Annotated in this window: 17 protein-coding genes; 9 read left to right on the forward strand and 8 right to left on the reverse strand. The window is 62.0% G+C overall.

What is annotated here, in order from left to right; translation table 11 throughout:
- Positions 1-185: 185 nt before the first annotated feature.
- Genes ACLD0W_RS07250 through ACLD0W_RS07285 form a run of 8 tightly spaced genes read right to left on the reverse strand, consistent with a single transcriptional unit; the run spans position 186 to position 7,314 of the window.
- Entirely contained in the window at positions 186-539 is a 354-nt protein-coding gene (locus tag ACLD0W_RS07250; RefSeq protein ID WP_410306826.1) for a VOC family protein, read from the reverse strand.
- On the reverse strand, positions 536-1,060 hold the full coding sequence (locus ACLD0W_RS07255; RefSeq protein ID WP_410306827.1) for a flavin reductase family protein: 525 nt from the start codon (positions 1,058-1,060) through the stop codon (positions 536-538). Before ACLD0W_RS07255 ends, ACLD0W_RS07250 begins: the two co-directional genes overlap by 4 nt.
- 20 nt (positions 1,061-1,080) lie before the next feature.
- Positions 1,081-2,640, reverse strand: coding sequence for an AMP-binding protein (locus tag ACLD0W_RS07260; protein ID WP_410306828.1), 1,560 nt, complete (start codon positions 2,638-2,640; stop codon positions 1,081-1,083).
- 23 nt (positions 2,641-2,663) lie between these two features.
- Positions 2,664-3,917 (reverse strand): thiolase family protein, encoded by a 1,254-nt coding sequence (locus ACLD0W_RS07265; RefSeq protein WP_410306829.1) that lies wholly within the window; start codon positions 3,915-3,917, stop codon positions 2,664-2,666.
- 1 nt (position 3,918) lies between these two features.
- Positions 3,919-4,725 (reverse strand): enoyl-CoA hydratase/isomerase family protein, encoded by an 807-nt coding sequence (locus ACLD0W_RS07270; RefSeq protein ID WP_410306830.1) that lies wholly within the window; start codon positions 4,723-4,725, stop codon positions 3,919-3,921.
- Positions 4,725-5,519 carry an enoyl-CoA hydratase/isomerase family protein gene (locus ACLD0W_RS07275; protein WP_410306831.1) on the reverse strand — a complete coding sequence of 265 codons (795 nt, stop codon included), beginning with the start codon at positions 5,517-5,519 and terminating at the stop codon, positions 4,725-4,727. Before ACLD0W_RS07275 ends, ACLD0W_RS07270 begins: the two co-directional genes overlap by 1 nt.
- Positions 5,520-5,521: 2 nt before the next feature.
- A complete protein-coding gene (locus ACLD0W_RS07280) occupies positions 5,522-6,292 on the reverse strand; it encodes an alpha/beta fold hydrolase (protein ID WP_410306832.1) in 771 nt (256 codons plus the stop codon).
- Complete coding sequence (locus ACLD0W_RS07285; RefSeq protein ID WP_410306833.1) at positions 6,289-7,314, reverse strand: LLM class flavin-dependent oxidoreductase; 1,026 nt, start codon at positions 7,312-7,314, stop codon at positions 6,289-6,291. The genes ACLD0W_RS07280 and ACLD0W_RS07285 overlap by 4 nt, the downstream gene beginning before the upstream one ends.
- A 375-nt stretch (positions 7,315-7,689) precedes the next feature.
- On the opposite strand from ACLD0W_RS07285, the gene ACLD0W_RS07290 reads away from it, so the two are divergent.
- The 9 genes from ACLD0W_RS07290 (at position 7,690) to secF (ending at position 17,215) form a co-directional block, all read left to right on the forward strand.
- On the forward strand, positions 7,690-8,304 hold the full coding sequence (locus ACLD0W_RS07290) for a TetR/AcrR family transcriptional regulator (RefSeq protein WP_410306834.1): 615 nt from the start codon (positions 7,690-7,692) through the stop codon (positions 8,302-8,304).
- Between the two features lie 223 nt (positions 8,305-8,527).
- Positions 8,528-9,871, forward strand: a complete 1,344-nt coding sequence (locus ACLD0W_RS07295) for an MFS transporter (protein WP_410306835.1) — start codon at positions 8,528-8,530, stop codon at positions 9,869-9,871.
- 169 nt (positions 9,872-10,040) lie between these two features.
- Complete coding sequence (locus ACLD0W_RS07300; RefSeq protein WP_410306836.1) at positions 10,041-10,946, forward strand: NAD(P)-dependent oxidoreductase; 906 nt, start codon at positions 10,041-10,043, stop codon at positions 10,944-10,946.
- Between the two features lie 348 nt (positions 10,947-11,294).
- Positions 11,295-11,840 (forward strand): RDD family protein, encoded by a 546-nt coding sequence (locus tag ACLD0W_RS07305; RefSeq protein ID WP_410306837.1) that lies wholly within the window; start codon positions 11,295-11,297, stop codon positions 11,838-11,840.
- A gap of 10 nt (positions 11,841-11,850) precedes the next feature.
- Entirely contained in the window at positions 11,851-12,891 is a 1,041-nt protein-coding gene (gene queA, locus ACLD0W_RS07310; RefSeq protein ID WP_410306838.1) for a tRNA preQ1(34) S-adenosylmethionine ribosyltransferase-isomerase QueA, read from the forward strand.
- Entirely contained in the window at positions 12,891-14,021 is a 1,131-nt protein-coding gene (gene tgt / locus ACLD0W_RS07315; RefSeq protein WP_410306839.1) for a tRNA guanosine(34) transglycosylase Tgt, read from the forward strand. The genes queA and tgt overlap by 1 nt, the downstream gene beginning before the upstream one ends.
- Before the next feature lie 23 nt (positions 14,022-14,044).
- On the forward strand, positions 14,045-14,374 hold the full coding sequence (yajC, locus tag ACLD0W_RS07320; RefSeq protein WP_262730339.1) for a preprotein translocase subunit YajC: 330 nt from the start codon (positions 14,045-14,047) through the stop codon (positions 14,372-14,374).
- 11 nt (positions 14,375-14,385) lie between these two features.
- Positions 14,386-16,266: a protein translocase subunit SecD gene (gene secD, locus ACLD0W_RS07325; protein WP_410306840.1), complete on the forward strand. Its 1,881-nt coding sequence runs from the start codon at positions 14,386-14,388 to the stop codon at positions 16,264-16,266.
- Positions 16,267-16,291: 25 nt separating this feature from the next.
- Positions 16,292-17,215, forward strand: a complete 924-nt coding sequence (gene secF, locus ACLD0W_RS07330; protein WP_410306841.1) for a protein translocase subunit SecF — start codon at positions 16,292-16,294, stop codon at positions 17,213-17,215.
- The last annotated feature ends 31 nt before the right edge of the window (positions 17,216-17,246 follow it).

The following is a 17,246-nucleotide window of genomic DNA, read 5'->3' on the forward strand; positions in this document are numbered from 1 at the left end:
GCGGGGAAGGAAAGGGGGTTGTGGCTGGCCTTTCGGGTTTTCGATAATAAGCAGGTGCACCTTTGCCGAGAGGGTGAGAGCCCGCTTTCCTGGGGCGTGCTAAATTCAGACTGACGAAGATGGGTGAGCCAGGCGCGACCGGGACCGGGATTGCAGGCCGGGTCGCGCACCGGGTGACGGGCGTTTCACGCCCGCGCTCCGTAGACCGTGATCAACAGGCCCCCGGCTGTCCGTACCAGGGCGCGCACCTCGTGCGCGCCCTGGCACGGTTCCCGGATCACTTCCGCTCCCGAGGCGACAAGTTCGGCAACGGCCGCTTCGACACTTTCGGCCTTTGCCGTCAGTACCATTTCCCCTGGCGCCGGATGGTCCTCTGGCGCCGCGAACGTCACCCCAAGACTCAGGTCCGAGCGGTCCACGGCGGCATACCGGTCGCCATCCCGGAACGCGATCCGCGCTGAGAACGCGCCTGCGTCAGCGATCAGCGATTCCATGTCATGCGCGGTGATCACCACATCGCGCAACGTGAAAGAGCTCATTGGCCTGCCTCCATATCCATCAGCCCGCGGAAATCGCTACGATGGAAAACCAGCGGCTCGGCGGCGCTGGCCACGCCATGACCGGTGATGCGCAGTAGGGCGATGATGTGATCGCCGCCATCAAGCTCGTCGTGCACGACGCACTCTAACCAGGCAACACTTTCATCAACGAATACCGCGCCGGTCTTGGTCGCCGACCAGGCGACCTGGGCGAACCGGTCTGGTACATTCGATGACAGGGCGCGGCAGATTTTTTCCTGGTCAGCGGACAGGATGCTGACACCGACAGCACCGTTCTCGCGGATTTGAGACCATGTACGGGAGCCTTTCTGCACGCAGACCGAGACAAGCGCGGGGGCCAGCGAGACAGAAGTGAACGTACTGATCGCCATACCCACCGGCCCTTCCGGGCCCCGGGTGCACAGGGCGATAACGCCGGTGGGGAAGCACCCGAACGTGGTGCGAAGGTTGCGTGGTTCCAGAACGTCTGGAGAGCTCATCGGTAATGCACTGGTGGTCATGTGATCATCCTCTCTCAAAATCAGTTGATCAGCCGGGCGCGCCCAGACCAGTATTGATCGCGCAGATCCCGTTTAAGGACCTTGCCGGCCGGACTGCGTGGCAGGGTGTCAACGAACTCAACCCGTTTAGGTGCTTTCACACTTCCGAGTCGGGATTTGCACAGGCTGAGTAGCTCGGAGGCATCGAGCCCCGCGCCGGGATTCAGTTCGACTATCGCTGTGACCAGTTCGCCCCATTCGTCGTCGGGAATACCGATCACCGCGCAATCCTGGACCGCCGGATGACTCCAGATCACCTGTTCGACCTCTTGCGGGTAGATGTTGAGTCCACCGGAAATGATCATGTCCTTCTTGCGATCGCAAAGGTGGAGACGGCCACCGCCATCAATCCACCCGACGTCCCCGGTGTGCAGCCAGCCGTCGATGATGGTTTCAGCGGTGATGTCTTCGTTTCCGTAATAGCCCGGGGTCACGAGGTCGCCGCGAATACACACCTCGCCGGTTGTTCCCGGCGCGACCTCGGCGTTGTCGTCGTCCATGATGCGAATCTCGATAAACGGGGTTGGATAGCCGCAACTGGTGAGCACCTCGTCCGACGCGATCTGGTCGCCATCCCAATGGTCCTGGGGAGCAAGAAACGTCACCAACGCGGGTGCTTCGGATTGGCCGAAGAACTGAGTCATGCATGGCCCGAACAAGTGGAGGGCGCGCTTCAGCTTATCCAGGGACATGGGCGCCGCGGCATACGCGAAGTACCGAACCGAACTAAAGTCCCGCTTTTCGATGCCGGGATGATCAAGTAGTCGATACACCACGGTGGGCGGCAGGAAGAACTCCGTCACGCGGTGCTTCTCGATGGTGTCGAGCATCGTCTCGATGTCCGCGTTCGGCAGCACAACCAATGAGCCGCCGCGCGCCAATGCCGGTAACGACAGCATCCCTGCGGCGTGAGTGAGTGGCGCGGCCGCCATGACTACCGGGCGTTCATCGGCCTCGTAGGTGAAGCTGACCATGTAGGCGGCGACAAGGTTGTAGAGGTTGCGTTGCGTCAGCATCACGCCTTTTGAACGCCCGGTGGTGCCGCCCGTCGGCATCAGGACGGCGATTTCATCCCGGTCGCGTTGGATATACAGAGGTGTCGCTGCCGAGCCTTCCAGCCATCTATCCAACGAGGGCGCGATGTCCAGATCGCGATCCAGACAGACCAGCGTATTGAGATCAGGCAGCGCGGTACGAAGCTGCTCGACCATGCCCGCGAACTCGCTCTGAAAGAACAGAACCGTGCAGTCAAACTTATCGAGGACATAGTGCATGTCCTCAAGCGCACTCTTCGGGTTCGCCGGGATCCAGGTCACGGAGGCACGATGGAAACCAAAGGCGCACATGAAAGACAGCGCGCTGTTGGTGGAGAGAACGGCCGCGTGTGTGCCCGGCCCGAGCCCAACCGACCGCAGCTTGTTACCCATGCGGTACGTGAATTGCTGCACCTCACGGTAGGTCCAGGAACGGTCACCCTCCACCATGCAGGTTGCCTCACCACCGTAGGTGGCTCCCCGGTCGAGGAAATGCGTGAACAACATGTCAGAATCCTCTGTTTTCGTTATTAGGAGGCGTCAGACTCAAAGATGCCCACCAGGGCCGCTGCCTCTTCGACGCCGTAGAGTCCGCCGCCATTCTCCAGAATCGCGCGTCGGGCACCGGCCACCTGCCGGCCTCCCGCTTCTCCTCTGAGCTGGGTCACCAGTTCGTAGGTCTGTGCGAGGCCGGTTGCGCCGATGGGGTGCCCGCGTGATTGCAGGCCGCCGGACACATTGATTGGAATGCGGCCGCCCAAGCGGGTCTCGCCACGCTCGGCGGCGGGCCCGCCCTGCCCGCGAGCCACCAGGCCCAGGTTTTCGGAATTCAGCAATTCCCCGAAGGCGGTGGCGTCATGAACCTCGGCCAGATGCATGTCCGACGGCGCCATGGCGGCTTTTTGGTAAGCCCGGTCCGCTGCGAGTTTGGTGAGGTGTAAGTCCCAATCACCGGGATCACGATCCCGGCCCGAGGCAAGTTCCAGGGCAGCGATCGATACCGCCCGGCCTTCGGCCTTCAATTGCCGGGCCTTCTCCGCCGTACATACCAGTGCCGCCGCCCCGCCGTCCGAGTATGGAGAGCACATCGGCACGGTGAGCGGGAATGACAGGGGGCGGGCCAACAGAACCTCCTCGACGCTGAACTCGCGCTGGAAATGACAAAGCGGATTCAGTGTCGAATGCTTATGGTTCTTGGATGAGATCTCCGCCAGCTGCCGCTGGGTGGTGCCGAAATCACGCATATGAGCTCTGGTCCAGAAGCCATAGATATCCATGAAGATCGACCGATCACCATCGACTTCGGGCAGCTCCTCATCGCCGGCCAGCTTCTTCAGTCCCGCGATCACCGATTCCCGGTCGTGGACATCCATGCCGCCCTCGAACAGGGCGTTTCGTCGTTCGACATGGTCCGTCGATAGCTTCTCGACGCCGACCGCCATCGCGGCGTCCGACAAACCGGCCTTGACATGCGACCAGGCAAGATACAGCGCAGTGGTGCCGGAGGCGCAGGCGTTCTCGGTGTTAACGATCGGGATGTTCTCGAAGCCGAGCGGCCTGAGTGCCATCTGTCCGGCCGTGGCCGATTGCCCTTCGATAATGTCCTGACCGGAGTTTGAGAAGAAAAGCGCCCCGATGTCATCGGTGGTGGCTCCGGCATCGGCCAGTGCGGCCGTGACCGATTCCGCCGCCATCGATTTGATGCTTCGGTCGGGATAGTGTCCAAACCGGGTCATACCAACGCCTACGATGTAGATGCGGTCCTCGCGCATTATCTTGCTCATATCACCGCCCCCCGAAGCGCGGCGCCCGCCGCTCTGCAAATGACGTCACGCCTTCCTTGAGGTCCTCGGTATGCGCCAGATCGGCGAACGAGTTCTCCTCCATACGGATGGCGTCGACCAATGTCATCCCGGGAGCACGACGAGACACATCCTTGGCAAAGCGTTGCGCAAGCGGTGCTCTCGTTGCCAACAGCCGGGCGTACCGCACCGTTTCGTCGAGAAGCGACTCCGGCGCGATGACGCGATTAACCAGTCCGATTCTCAGCGCGTGCTCGGCATCAAACCGCTCACCCGACAGAATGATCTCCATGGCGTGGCCCATGCCCACGATCTGGGGGAGTCGAACGCACCCGCCATCGCAGGGGTGCATACCCCATTGGACATCCTGAATCGCGAACTCGGCATCGGTGGAGCAGAACCGGAAGTCAGCGGCCAGTGCCAGCTCCAGGCCTCCCGACATGGCATAACCATTGATGGCCGCGATAACCGGTTTACCGATCCGCAGGCCACGCGTGATGCCACCAAAGCCGTTCCCATCGACGAAATGTTGCCGAAAGTACGGCGCGGGCTTGGTGGCGTAAGCCAGTGAGTACGTTTTGAGATCGGCTCCGGCGCAGAATGCTTTGTTCCCGGCGCCGGTCACGACCGCGACGCGCGCATCGTCGTTGGCTTCGAAGTCCGAGAACGCCTTGATGAGCGCATGGTTCGCGTCATAATCCAGGGCGTTCATTGCTTCGGGGCGATTCAATGTGATGACCGAGACATTGTCATGCTGCTCGATGATCACGGGGTCGGAGCTGTGCATCATCACTCCCCCTTGAACGCTGCCGGGCGTTTCTCTGCAAATGCAGCGATGCCTTCATGCAGGTCCTGCGTATGAGCCAGGTCATAGAACGACCGGGTTTCCATGCGCAGCGCCTCGTCAAGGTTCAGCCCAATCGCGCGGTGCATGACATCCTTCGCGAAGCGCTGGGCCAGCGGGGCGCGCGACGCCAGCTTCTCAGCGAACTCGATGGTCCGCTCAAGCAACTCCTCTGGCGCATAAACCCGGTTGACCAAGCCGATTCGATAGGCATGCTCGGCATTGAACTTGTCGCCGGACAGCAGCATCTCCATGGCGTTGCCCTGACCGACAACCAACGGAAGCCGGATGCTCCCACCGTCAGCGCAATGGAAACCCCAGTTCACATCCTGCAAGGCGAACACGGCGTTGCTGGAGCAGAACCGTATGTCGGTGGCCAGAGCCAGTTCCAGACCGCCGGAGATGCAGTAACCGTTGATCGCGGCCACTACCGGTTTGTTACCTTTGAAGTTCCGGGTGATCGCGCCGAATCCGGGACCGTCGGTGTAGTCCATGCGAAAATCAGCCGCCGACCGGCTCACGTACGAGTACGTATAGCTTTTGAGGTCCGCGCCCGCGCAAAACGCTTTCTCGCCCGCACCGGTGAGCACCGCGACATAGGCGTCGGGGTCGTCTTCAAACTCCCGGAAAGTGCGTATGAGCTCCTGGTTGAGATCGTAGTCCAGCGCATTCATGCTCTCGGGACGGTCGATCGTGATCACTGCAACGTGGTTTCGCATTTCTTTTCTAATTGACGGCATGATTACTCCTTGATGGTGTCGAGGAAGTCGATGAGGGCGGTGCCGAACGCCATCGGATCGTCGATCATGGGGAAGTGCCCGCAGTGCGGTAGCGTGATTACCTGGCCACCCGGCAACAGTCGCTGAAAGTCTTCAAAGCAATCGATGGAAGGTCCGTCCTCACCGAGGATCGTCAGAGCCGGTACCTTGACTTGTGTAATCGCGGACATCAGATCGTAGTCGCGGACCGCCCAGATAACGTCCATCATCGAATGCGCTCCCGCCTTGGCCCGATCGATGTTCCAGCGCTGCAATGTTTCATCAGTCAGCGCGCGGAATCGGGGGGCGACGGTGTCGAATGATTGAGTGACGTCAGTGAACATCGACTCGATCATCAGGAAGTGGTCGACCCACCACTGCTGGGGCCGTAATTGCATATCCACGATGATTGATCGGTCGATCCGGTCGGCGAAGTTCGCACCCAACTCCACGGCCAGAATGCCGCCGATCGAGCAGCCGGCGATGCTGGCACTCGCGATGCCCAGATGGTCGAGAAGCGCGATGGCGGTCCGCGCGTGATCGCGGACACTCATATGCTGAGTCAGGGCGTCGGAATCACCGTGCCCCAGCAGATCCCATGAGATGGTTCGAAACCGCGTCGAAAGGTGTTCGTAGTTGTGGTCGAACTCGTGGATCGAGGCTCCGCCGGAATGCGCCAGCAGCAGCGGCTTGCCGGTGCCATGCTCGACATAGTGGATTCGCCCGTACTCCGTTTGAACAAAGCCCTCTTTCATTGCGCCCCCTCGGAGAAGTGCGGCATGACTTCCTCGGAGAAGCGGCGGAGTGAATCCGTGTTCGCACTGAAGTCCGCCAGCAGTACGTAATCGACACCATGGAATTCCAGAACCTTGAGTTTCTCGATCACGTCCTCCGGATAGCCGATGAGCGCGGCCTCGTCGACCACGACATCATCGGTTCCCCCGGTGGGGAGACCTTCCCGTTCCGAGAACGAGGCCCATTTTTTACCTGTCTGGGCGCCAAGCGCGTCGAGCTTGGCTGCGCGGTCGATGTGTGCCTGGCGGAGTTCCTCGTCGTTGTTGACCAGATGTAGCGCACGGTTGACGCCCACGCACTGTGGAGCAACGTCAAAGCCCGCTTCGATCGCGGCCTCCTTGTATTGCTTGATGCGTAATCCGAGCAGCTCCGGGGCCGCGATCTGATCAAGCAGGAGCCGGTGACCGTCCCGGCCCGCTCTTACCGTGGAAGCTTCACTGGTGGCTCCGACCCATATGGGCGGGTGCGGCGACTGAAAGGCGGGCGGATCGATAACCACGTCATCGAATGAATAGTGCTGCCCGCGGTGGTCAAAACGTGATCGATCAGACCAGGCGCGCTTACAGAAGGAGAGAACCTCCTCGTAGCGCCGTGCCGCCTCATCCTGGGTGATGCCGAAGCCCGCGAACTCGTGCGGCCGATAGCCTTTGCCCACGCCGAAGTCAAAGCGCCCGTTGGAGAGTTGATCAATCGTGGCGATCTGCTCCGCCAGAAGCACGGGGTTGTGCCAAGGCAAGACAACGACGGCGGTGCCGAGCCGCATGGTGGATGTGCGTCCCGCCAGATAGGCGAGGACCGATAGGGATGACGATACCTGTCCATTGCCCGTGAAATGATGTTCAACCAGAAAGGTGCTGGCGAACCCCAGATCCTCTGCCGCGCAGATGTAGTCGCCGAATGTCTGGAGGGTCTGGGCAGAGGCGAAACCTTTAGCTCCGCCGCTCTCACCGGCCGAGACATCCGTCATCAAACCGAACTTCATATGTTGCACTCCTCTCGGTAGGGCCGCGGTTCCGCCGTGGCGGCTGCCTGACGATCTGATCGCCGGGTTCGGTTGCCCATCAGAGAACCGCTTTTGTTATTAAACACAACGCACGTTCGTTTTTTATTATGCATGCCGCCTCAGGCAGGCACAACCCCCTCCGGGGTGGTCGCCGTTGGGCGCGGGAATGGCCGGTGTGGAGCCCGCTGGGCAGGGCGCCGGCGCAGGTTGTACCGAAGAAGGCGGCCGGATCGGATGGCTGTGGTCAAAAGCGGGGAGCAGGGGACAGGGGCGGCCCGGGCGCCGGTCCGGCGCATGGCGTCGGCCCTATGCAGCGGATTTGACAGCAACCCTTCGCTACGCTAATTTCTCGCCATGCCCAAAGTCTCCCAGGAATACGCCGACGCCAGACGCCTTCAGATTCTGGATGCGGCACAACGTTGTTTCCTGCGCGCAGGCTTTCATGAGACGTCCATGCAGGACATCTTCGCTGAGTGTGGATTGTCATCGGGCGCCGTATACCTCTACTTTCCCGGCAAAGACGCCTTGGTTCTTGAGCTCGCCAGAGAGAACCTGCGTGACGTCTCCGAAGTTGTGCGCCGATTGTCCCGGAGCGGGACTTCACAGGCACCTGGCAAGGTGCTTTCAAGCGTGCTCAGCCTGATGCGGAAGAAGCATCGCGAGAACGGCTTCGCCACGCTCCTCGTTCAAATCTGGTCCAAAGCGTTAACCGATCCTCAGCTGGGCGAGGTCTTCCGCACGCTGCAGCGTGAGCTGCGTGATGAATTCACCGACTATGTGCGTGAGCATCAAGCGGCGAGCAGCATGTCGGCACATCGAGATCCCGCCGCCGTGGCCGGGGCACTGCTCGGGTCCATGCAGGGTTACATCCTTCAGTTGGCAATGTACGGCCCCCGTGGTGTGGACGGGATGGCCGACGCGCTTGCCGGTGTGTGGACACAGGCCTTGTCCGGTGAAAATCTCTCCTGACTTTTCCTCTGTAACGCAGGCGCCATAAACGGATCCTGCTTCTCTCGTGACCACGTCCAATCATCGGCTGTGGCTTTTGTTCCCCTCAAAACAAAACGAACATTCGTCTTGACTTGGTCGTGTTCTGAATATCACACTCGGTCTCATCGACATGAGCGGTGTCATGAGATGACTCGCTTTCCGTAAGAACATAAGAATCGATAGCGGCGACGAGGAGGCCGTAATGGAAGATAATAAAAAAAGCCTGGAAGAAATGTTCGATGACTATAATCTGAGCCGATACCAGAAGGTGATCATCGTCTTCTGTGCACTGGTCGCCATGCTCGATGGCTTCGATACACAGGTTATTGCCTTCGCCGCCCCGGCTATAGCGAACGACTGGGCGGCGAATCTTGCGGCATTCGGTCCGGTTTTTTCATCGGCGCTTTTCGGAGGATTAATCGGCGCCTTGATCTTTGGGCCCCTGGGTGATCGTGTCGGCCGCAAACCAGCGCTGATCGGCGCTGTGCTTATCATGTCCATCGGCTCATTGTTGACGCCTCTCTGCGGTGACGTGTCGACGCTCACCTTGGTGCGCTTCTTTACAGGCATAGGCCTGGGCGGCGCGTTGCCAAATTTTATTACGCTCACGGCGGAGTATTCTCCGAAACACCTGAGGGCGACGATCGTTCCGGTCATGTATTGCGGGTTCCCGTTGGGGGCGATCATCGGCGGTGCGGTGGCGAGTCAGCTGATATCGGCATTCGGATGGGGCAGTGTGTTCTTGATGGGCGGGATTCTGCCGCTCCTGCTGGTGCCGGCACTGATTGTTTTTCTTCCGGAGTCGGTCCGGTTCCTTGCGCGTGAGCGTAAGCGCGAAAAAATCGACTTGATACTTTCCAGAATGGGCCGATCCGGGGTCTGGGATGGTGAACTGGCGGCACCGGAGAAAGAAAGCAAGGTGCCTGTAAAGGATATTTTTCGGGACGGTCGGCTGTCAGGAACCCTGGGTATTTGGTTGGTGTTCTTCTCCAGCCTTTTGCTGACTTACTTTATGGTTAACTGGCTGCCGCTGGTTGCTCAAAGCTCGGGATTCGGACCTGAAGATGCCGTTCTGGCAGTGGTGCTTCTCAATCTCGGGGCGGTGTGTGGCACCGTATTAATCGGGCGGCTGGGCGACCGGGTAGGCCAGGGAATCGTTGTAAGCCTGGCCTACGCAATCGGATTTCTGGCTATCACGGCGCTAGGAAAAATAGGGCATTCTGTTTCCCTGCTGTTCGCACTCACCTTTTTATCGGGGTTCTTTAGTATCGGGGCTCAAATCTGCACCGTTGCCATTTGCACAAACCTTTATGATGTGACGACCCGTGCTACGGGAACCGGCTGGGCCATGGGCGCTGGCCGGGTCGGAGCCATCGTCGGGCCGGTTGTGGGTGGGGTTCTGATCGGTGCTGAAGTCGGCTTTCCCACATTATTCCTTATCGCTGGTATGGCCTCGCTTTTTTGTTCTTTGACCGTATTCCTGGTGGCCAGAGTTGCAAGGCGTTCTCCTGCGCATTCGAGGTTTGAATTGGATGCTTATAAATAGGTCGGTGTCTCTTGCTTTTTCGTAGCCTTATTTAATTTCGGTGTAAGGTTTTTGATATTTATAAGCGCGATTATTTGGTGCCGGTGGGTCGCCCCGGATAAATATAAAAAACAGTGTCTGAGGCCCGCGCGCGTACCGCCGTTTATCCGGAGCAGAAAGGAGTAATGTCATGGTCGATAACGGTTTGATGGGTGTGGTCGGCATTATTGGTCTGGGAGCGATGGGTACTGCCTACGCTCGACGACTGATAGACAGCGGCCTGGAGGTATGCGGGTATGACCCTTCGGGCGAGGCGCGCGAGCGCCTGACCGGCATGGGCGGTGATGCCACGTTATCCGCCGACGAGGTGGCGCGGCGATGTTCGGTGATCGTGTCCGCGCTGCCGACCAGGGGCGCATTCGACGACTTGCTGAGCGTACTGACGGCGAACCCCGCTGAGTCGGGATGGGTGATTGACACGAATACGCTCCCCGGTGACGTCAAGCTCGCCGCGTCGGATGATCTCGCCGCAGCGGGATGGGTGATGCTCGATTGCGCGGTCAGTGGCAACCCGGCGATGGTGCTCGATGACACCTACAGTTTCTATGTGAGCGGTGAGGGGCGTCACGCCGACGCTGTTCGAACAGTGATCGGCGCCTTGGCTACAAAAGTGTTCGATGTCGGAGAGTTCGGTAACGCAACGAAGGCCAAGCTGATCATCAATCATTTGCTGATGATTCATAACGCCGCGGCCGCCGAGGCAATCACGCTTGCTACCAAAGCGGGCTTGGAGCCCGAGCGATTGTACGAACTGGTGGTGGCGAGCGGCGGCTCGTCCCGGATGTTCGAAGTGCGCGGTAAGTGGATGGTCACCGGTGAGTATCCGAAGGCCAACGTATACGAGATCTTGCTCGACAAGGACGGTGTGGCCATCGCCGATCTGGCGCGCTCGCTTCGCCACCCCGTGCCCCTGTTTGGCAATGCTTATCAGATGCACATGATCGGGCTGGCTCAAGGATGGCACGAGTACGACGCGAGTTCGATGGAGGCGGTGTATGCGAATCTCTCCGGTCACACGCGGGTGCCGGGAGCATGAGTGGAACAGGCGATGCCTTCCATGCCGTAGGCGAGTGAGAGCCGCGCCCTGAGGAGAGCCGCGCTGTCTACGTGGGGCCGGCCCGCGATGGCCGGTTTGGCATTCGCCCCGGCCACCCACGCCGATGGCACCGCTCCACGATCGGTGGCCGGAATGCCTGTCAAGGAGGTAATGCGAGCTTGGAGCGGGTTGGATATCGGGGCCGACCAGTAGGACTCCGTCGCTGGCGTCTGCTACAATCCTGCCGATATTGACTGTTACCGTGGTTTTCCGGCCCACCTTCCGTCGTCCGCGGTCTTCGCGTATGCCCCGAGCGGGCTTTATTTCGTTGCTGCCTGCTGCCTTGCCATGACCCAAGACGCCCAACCCGCCGGTCTGTTCAAACGCCTGATGGCCCTGGTTTACGACGGCTTTCTGGTGGTGGCGCTGTGGTTCATCAGCGCCGGTCTGTTCGTGATTCTGTACAACCACTCCGGTCTGCCGACCCAGGACATCAATGGCGTGACCCGGGCGGATCCGGTGATCCTCAAGGGCGTGCTGTTTCCGCTGCTGCTGATCGAGACCTGGGCCTTCTATGCCTGGTTCTGGTTGCACGGCGGCCAGACCCTGGGCATGCGCGCCTGGCGGCTGCAGGTGCGTGACTACCGGGGCGGTCCGGTGCGTCCGTGGCAGACGGTGGCCCGTTTCGCCGCCGCCGGCCTGTCCTGGCTGCTGCTCGGCGCCGGCTACCTGGTGGCCCTGGTGCATCCGCACCAGACCCTGCACGACCGGCTGTCGCTGACCGCCACCGTGGTGTTGCCCCGGCCCGGTGCCGCCGCCAAAGGCGGCGCGAAGGGCAATCGCGGCCAGGGTGACAGCGGAAAGGGCAACAGCGGCAAAAGCGGCAAGCGGTGAGGACGGTTCCGTGCGCGTAGACGATTTCGATTTCGAGCTGCCCGACGCGCTGATCGCGCGCCACCCCCCCGCCGAGCGGCGCGATGCCCGGCTGCTGACCCTGACCGGGGACGGTCTGGGGCACCGCCGTTTCCCGGATCTGGCCGACCACTTGCGCCCTGGCGATTTGCTGGTGTTCAACGACACCCGGGTGATCCCGGCCCGGCTGCACGGGCAGAAAGACAGTGGCGGCCGGGTGGAAGTGCTGGTGGAGCGACTGCTGGAAGGCCACGAAGCGCTGGCCCATGTGCGCGCCTCCAAGTCGCCGAAGCCCGGCGGCTGGCTGCATTTCGAGCAGGGCGTGGCGGCCCAGGTGCGCGGCCGGCGGGGCGAGCTGTTCCATCTGCTGTTCACCGGCTGCGACAGCGTGCTGGATGCCCTGGAGCGCATCGGCCATGTGCCGCTGCCACCTTATATAGACCGGCCGGACGAGGCCGCCGACCTGGAACGCTACCAGACCGTCTACGCCCGGGAACCGGGCGCCGTGGCCGCCCCCACCGCCGGGCTGCATTTCGATGAGCCCTTCCTGGAGCAGCTCCGCGGCCAGGGCGTGGACACCGGCTTCGCCACCCTGCACGTGGGCGCCGGCACCTTCCAGCCGGTGCGCGTGGACCGGGTGGAAGACCACCATATGCACAGCGAGCGTTTCCGTATTCCCGAGGCGCTGGTGGAGCAGGTGGCGGCCACCCGCGCCGGTGGCGGTCGGGTGGTGGCGGTGGGCACCACCGCCCTGCGCGCCCTGGAGGCGGCTTCGGCGGACGGCGCCCTGCGCGCCGGCGAGGCGGAGACCGACATCTTTATTTACCCGGGCTACCGTTTCCGGCAGGTGGATGCCCTGGTCACCAATTTTCACCTGCCCCGGTCCACGCTGCTGATGCTGATCAGCGCCTTCGCCGGCCGCGAACGGGTGCTGGCGGCCTACCGGGAAGCGGTGCGCGAGCAATACCGTTTCTTCAGTTATGGGGACGCCATGTTTATCGAACGCGCCGGGCACGGCGACGGAGAGGCCTGATGTCACGACTGACCTTCGACCTGCTGGGCAACGATGGCCGCGCCCGGCGCGGTCGTCTGACCTTTCCGCGCGGCACCGTGGAGACGCCGGCGTTCATGCCGGTGGGCACCTACGGCACGGTGAAGGCCATGCTGCCCCGGGACCTGGCCGACATCGGCGCGGAAATCTGCCTGGGCAACACCTTCCATCTGATGCTGCGCCCCGGCACCGAGGTGATCGGCGCCCACGGCGGCCTGCACGGCTTCATGCAGTGGGACAAGCCGATTCTCACCGACTCCGGCGGCTTCCAGGTGTTCAGCCTCGGCGAGCTGCGCAAGATCTCCGAACAGGGCGTGGTGTTCCGCAGCCCGATCAACGGCGACCGCATCGAGCTGGGGCCGGAAATCGCCATGCGCGTGCAGCGCGACCTGGGCAGCGACATCTGCATGATCTTCGACGAATGCACCCCTTTTCCGGCCACGGAAAAGGAGGCGGCGGACTCCATGCGGCTGTCCCTGCGCTGGGCGGAGCGGTCCAAACGGGCCCATTTCGACGATCTGGGGAACGATGCGGCCTGTTTCGGCATCGTACAGGGGGGCATGTACGACGCGCTGCGCCGGGAATCGCTGGCCGGCCTCACCGACATCGGCTTCGACGGCTATGCCATCGGTGGCCTCAGCGTCGGCGAGCCGCCGCAGGAGATGCTGCGCACCCTGGGCGAACTGACGCCGCACATGCCCGGTGAACGGCCGCGATACCTGATGGGGGTGGGGCGGCCGGAAGACATCGTCGAGGCGGTGCGCCGCGGCGTGGACATGTTCGACTGCGTGATGCCCACGCGCAACGCGCGCAACGGACACTTGTTCACCGCCGAAGGCGTGATCAAGATTCGCAACGCGCGCCACCGCCACGACCTGGGGCCCCTCGAAGAAGACTGTGATTGCTATACGTGCCGACACTTCTCGCGCAGCTATCTGCATCATCTGGATCGCTGCAACGAAATGCTCGGCGCGCAGCTCAACACGATCCACAATCTGCGCTATTACCAGCGCCTGATGGCTGGATTGCGGGGGGCTATTGAAGCGGGTACATTGAGCGCCTTTATTAGTGACTTCTACGCGGCCCTGGGCCGTCCCGTACCCGCGCTTTAACGACGATAACGTGGAGTAACGTAATGAACTGGTTGATTTCTCCCGCGCACGCCCAGACCGGCGGCGCCGCACCCGGTGGTGGCGGCATCGAGCTGATCATGCTGGTGGTGATGGTGGTGGTGTTCTACTTCTTCCTGATCCGTCCGCAGCAGAAGCGCGCCAAGGAGCATAAGAATCTGGTGCAGAGCCTGAACAAGGGCGACGAAGTGATGACCAGCGGCGGCATCCTGGGCCGCGTGATCAAGGTCACCGACGACTTCGTGGTGCTCGAGATCGCCAACAATCTGGAAATCAAGCTGCAAAAACAGAGTGTCCAGGCCACGCTGCCCAAGGGCACCATCAAATCGATTTGAAGTAACGCCTTATGACCCGCTATCCGCGCTGGAAATTTTTCCTGCTGTTGGCCGTGCTTTTAGGGTGCGGCCTTTACGCCCTGCCGAACATCTTCCCGGACGTTCCCGCCGTTCAGATCAGTGCCAATTCCGCCGGTGAGGAGGTGCCCGCGTCGGTACGCCGCCAGGTGGCCGAGGCGCTGGACCAGGCCGGGGTGGAACATGGCCCGGGCGAAGCCGTCAATACGTCCTGGCTGGTACGGCTGGACAGCACCAATGACCAGCTGCGGGCGCGGCAAATGCTCAGCGAACGCCTCGGCGACGACTATGTGGTGGCGCTCAACCTGGCGCCCACCACGCCGCAATGGTTGCGCGCCGTGGGCGCCTCGCCCATGAACCTTGGCCTGGATCTGCGCGGTGGCGTGCACTTCCTGCTGCAGGTGGACATGGAAACGGTGATCCAGCAGCGCATGGAGGCCTGGTCCGGCCAGGCCAAAATGGCGCTGCGCGACGAAGGCATCCGCTACCGGGACGTGGCCACCGACGGCCAGAAACTGGTGGCCACCTTCGACGATCAGGTGGCCGCCGACGCGGCGCGGGCGCCGCTGCGCACCGCCCTGCCGGAGTTCACCCTGAGCCAGGCGGAGGAAACCCCGCGTCTGACACTGACCCTGAACGCCTCGACCCTGGAAGAGCTGCAGGACTACGCGGTGGAGCAGAACCGCACCGCTCTCAACAACCGGGTCAATGAGCTGGGCGTCGCCGAAGCGGTGGTGCAGCGTCAGGGCGCCGATCGCATCGTGGTGCAACTGCCGGGCGTGCAGGACGCCGCCCAGGCCCGCCGTATCCTGGGCCGCACCGCGACCCTGGAGTTCCGCCTGGTGGCGGATCAGTATTCCGCCCAGCGCGCCGCCACCGGCATCGCGCCCCCGGGCACCGAGATCTTCCCGTTCCGTGACCAGAACAACCGCCCGGTGATCCTGGAAAAATCCAAGATCGCCACCGGTGATCAGGTCACCAACGCGCAGATGGGCTTCGACCAGCAGAGCGGCACACCCCAGGTGAACGTGGAGCTGGATTCCACCGGCGCGCGCAGCATGCAGCGGGTCACCTCCAAGAACGTGGGCAATCCCATGGCGGTGCTGTTCATCGAGACCAAGACGGAAATGAAAACCGTCGAGGGCGAGAACGGCGAGCGTCGCCAGGTGCCGGAAAGCACCACCGACCGCTACGTGATCAACGTGGCCACCATCCAGGACACCCTGGGCAGCCGCTTCCGCATCACCGGTCTGGACAGCCCGGCGGAGGCCTCGGAACTGGCGCTGCTTCTGCGCGCCGGTTCGCTGGCGGCACCGGTGACCATCGTCGAGGAGCGCACCATCGGCCCGAGCCTGGGCCGCGAAAACATCGAAGCCGGCCTCAAGTCCATGGTGCTGGGCATGGCCCTGGTGCTGATCTTCATGCTGGTCTGGTACAAGGTTTTCGGCATTTTCGCCAACATCGCGCTGCTCGGTAACCTGGTGATCATCGTCGGCGTCATGTCGCTGATCCCCGGCGCCACCCTGACCCTGCCGGGCATCGCCGGCATCGTGCTGACGGTGGGCATGGCGGTGGACGCCAACGTGCTGATCTACGAACGCATCCGCGAGGAACTGCGCAACGGGCGCCGTCCCCGCGAGGCCATCGACGAAGGTTACAACCGTGCCTTCACCACCATTCTGGACGCCAACATCACCACCATGATCGTCGCGGTGATCCTGTTCTCCGCCGGGACCGGCTCGGTGCAGGGTTTCGCGGTCACGCTGTTCATCGGCATTCTCTCGTCCATGTTCACGGCCATCATCGGCACCCGCGCGATGGTGGAAATGACCTACGGTCGCGGCGCGCGCGCGCCGTCCAAACTGAGCATCTGAGGCGGTCATGTCCGGGAGCAAGACTATGTCCAACAGCAAGAAAATGATCAATTTCATGGGCGCGCGGAAGGTGCTCGGCGTGATGTCGATCTGCCTGGTGATCGCGTCCATCATTCTGCTCGCCACCCGTGGCCTGAACCTGGGGCTGGATTTCACCGGCGGCACCAACGTGGTGGTGGAAAGCCCCGCGGACATTGATATCGCCGGCGCCCGCGACACCCTGGAGCAGGCCGGTTTCGAGGACGCGGTGGTGCAGCAGTACGGTTCGTCCCGGGACCTGAGCATCCGCGTGCCGCCCCAGGACGGCATTGAAGCGGATCAGGTGGGCCAGCGGGTGTTCCAGTCCCTGGCCGACGGCATCGACGGGCTGCAGCTCAAGCAGGTGGAGTTCGTCGGGCCCCAGGTGGGCGACGAACTGCGCGACCAGTCCGGTCTGGCGCTGCTGATGGCGCTGGGGCTGATGCTGGTGTACGTGTGGTTCCGATTCACCAACAAGTTCGGCATCGCCACGGTGGCGGCGCTGTTGCACGACGTGATCATCGTGCTGGGGCTGTTCTCGCTGCTGCGCTGGCCGTTCGACCTGACGGTGCTGGCGGCGGTGCTGGCGTTGATCGGCTACTCGCTGAACGACTCCATCGTGGTGGCCGACCGCATTCGCGAAAATTTCCGCAACACCCGGGAAACCGATCCCCATGTGATCGTCAACGGCGCCATCAACGAGACGCTGACCCGTACCATCAACACCTCCTTCACCACCATGCTGGTGCTGGTGGCGCTGTTCTTCTTCGGCGGCGAGGTGATGCGTGCTTTCTCCGAGGCGCTGCTGGTGGGTATCTTCGTGGGTACCTACTCGTCCATCTACGTGGTTGCCAACCTGCTGTTCACCCTGGGCGTGTCCAAGGAAGACTTCCTGATCCCCGAGAAGGAAGAAATCGACGAAATGCCTTGAGCGGAAAAGGGCCTGTAGGCGCGGTCGGACG

The organism is Alloalcanivorax sp. C16-1 (genome assembly GCF_046507805.1).
Classification (GTDB): domain Bacteria; phylum Pseudomonadota; class Gammaproteobacteria; order Pseudomonadales; family Alcanivoracaceae; genus Alloalcanivorax.

Excerpts from the sequence above, each read along its gene's own strand:
- ACLD0W_RS07250 (WP_410306826.1), bottom strand. The coding sequence starts at position 539 with ATGAGCTCTTTCACGTTGCGCGATGTGGTGATCACCGCGCATGACATG.
- ACLD0W_RS07295 (WP_410306835.1), top strand. The coding sequence starts at position 8,528 with ATGGAAGATAATAAAAAAAGCCTGGAAGAAATGTTCGATGACTATAAT.
- tgt (WP_410306839.1), top strand. The coding sequence starts at position 12,891 with ATGTCACGACTGACCTTCGACCTGCTGGGCAACGATGGCCGCGCCCGG.
- secF (WP_410306841.1), top strand. The coding sequence starts at position 16,292 with ATGTCCAACAGCAAGAAAATGATCAATTTCATGGGCGCGCGGAAGGTG.
- ACLD0W_RS07280 (WP_410306832.1), bottom strand. The coding sequence starts at position 6,292 with ATGAAAGAGGGCTTTGTTCAAACGGAGTACGGGCGAATCCACTATGTC.
- ACLD0W_RS07275 (WP_410306831.1), bottom strand. The coding sequence starts at position 5,519 with ATGCCGTCAATTAGAAAAGAAATGCGAAACCACGTTGCAGTGATCACG.
- ACLD0W_RS07255 (WP_410306827.1), bottom strand. The coding sequence starts at position 1,060 with ATGACCACCAGTGCATTACCGATGAGCTCTCCAGACGTTCTGGAACCA.
- ACLD0W_RS07305 (WP_410306837.1), top strand. The coding sequence starts at position 11,295 with ATGACCCAAGACGCCCAACCCGCCGGTCTGTTCAAACGCCTGATGGCC.
- secD (WP_410306840.1), top strand. The coding sequence starts at position 14,386 with ATGACCCGCTATCCGCGCTGGAAATTTTTCCTGCTGTTGGCCGTGCTT.
- ACLD0W_RS07270 (WP_410306830.1), bottom strand. The coding sequence starts at position 4,725 with ATGATGCACAGCTCCGACCCCGTGATCATCGAGCAGCATGACAATGTC.
- ACLD0W_RS07285 (WP_410306833.1), bottom strand. The coding sequence starts at position 7,314 with ATGAAGTTCGGTTTGATGACGGATGTCTCGGCCGGTGAGAGCGGCGGA.
- ACLD0W_RS07290 (WP_410306834.1), top strand. The coding sequence starts at position 7,690 with ATGCCCAAAGTCTCCCAGGAATACGCCGACGCCAGACGCCTTCAGATT.
- yajC (WP_262730339.1), top strand. The coding sequence starts at position 14,045 with ATGAACTGGTTGATTTCTCCCGCGCACGCCCAGACCGGCGGCGCCGCA.
- ACLD0W_RS07300 (WP_410306836.1), top strand. The coding sequence starts at position 10,041 with ATGGTCGATAACGGTTTGATGGGTGTGGTCGGCATTATTGGTCTGGGA.
- ACLD0W_RS07265 (WP_410306829.1), bottom strand. The coding sequence starts at position 3,917 with ATGAGCAAGATAATGCGCGAGGACCGCATCTACATCGTAGGCGTTGGT.
- ACLD0W_RS07260 (WP_410306828.1), bottom strand. The coding sequence starts at position 2,640 with ATGTTGTTCACGCATTTCCTCGACCGGGGAGCCACCTACGGTGGTGAG.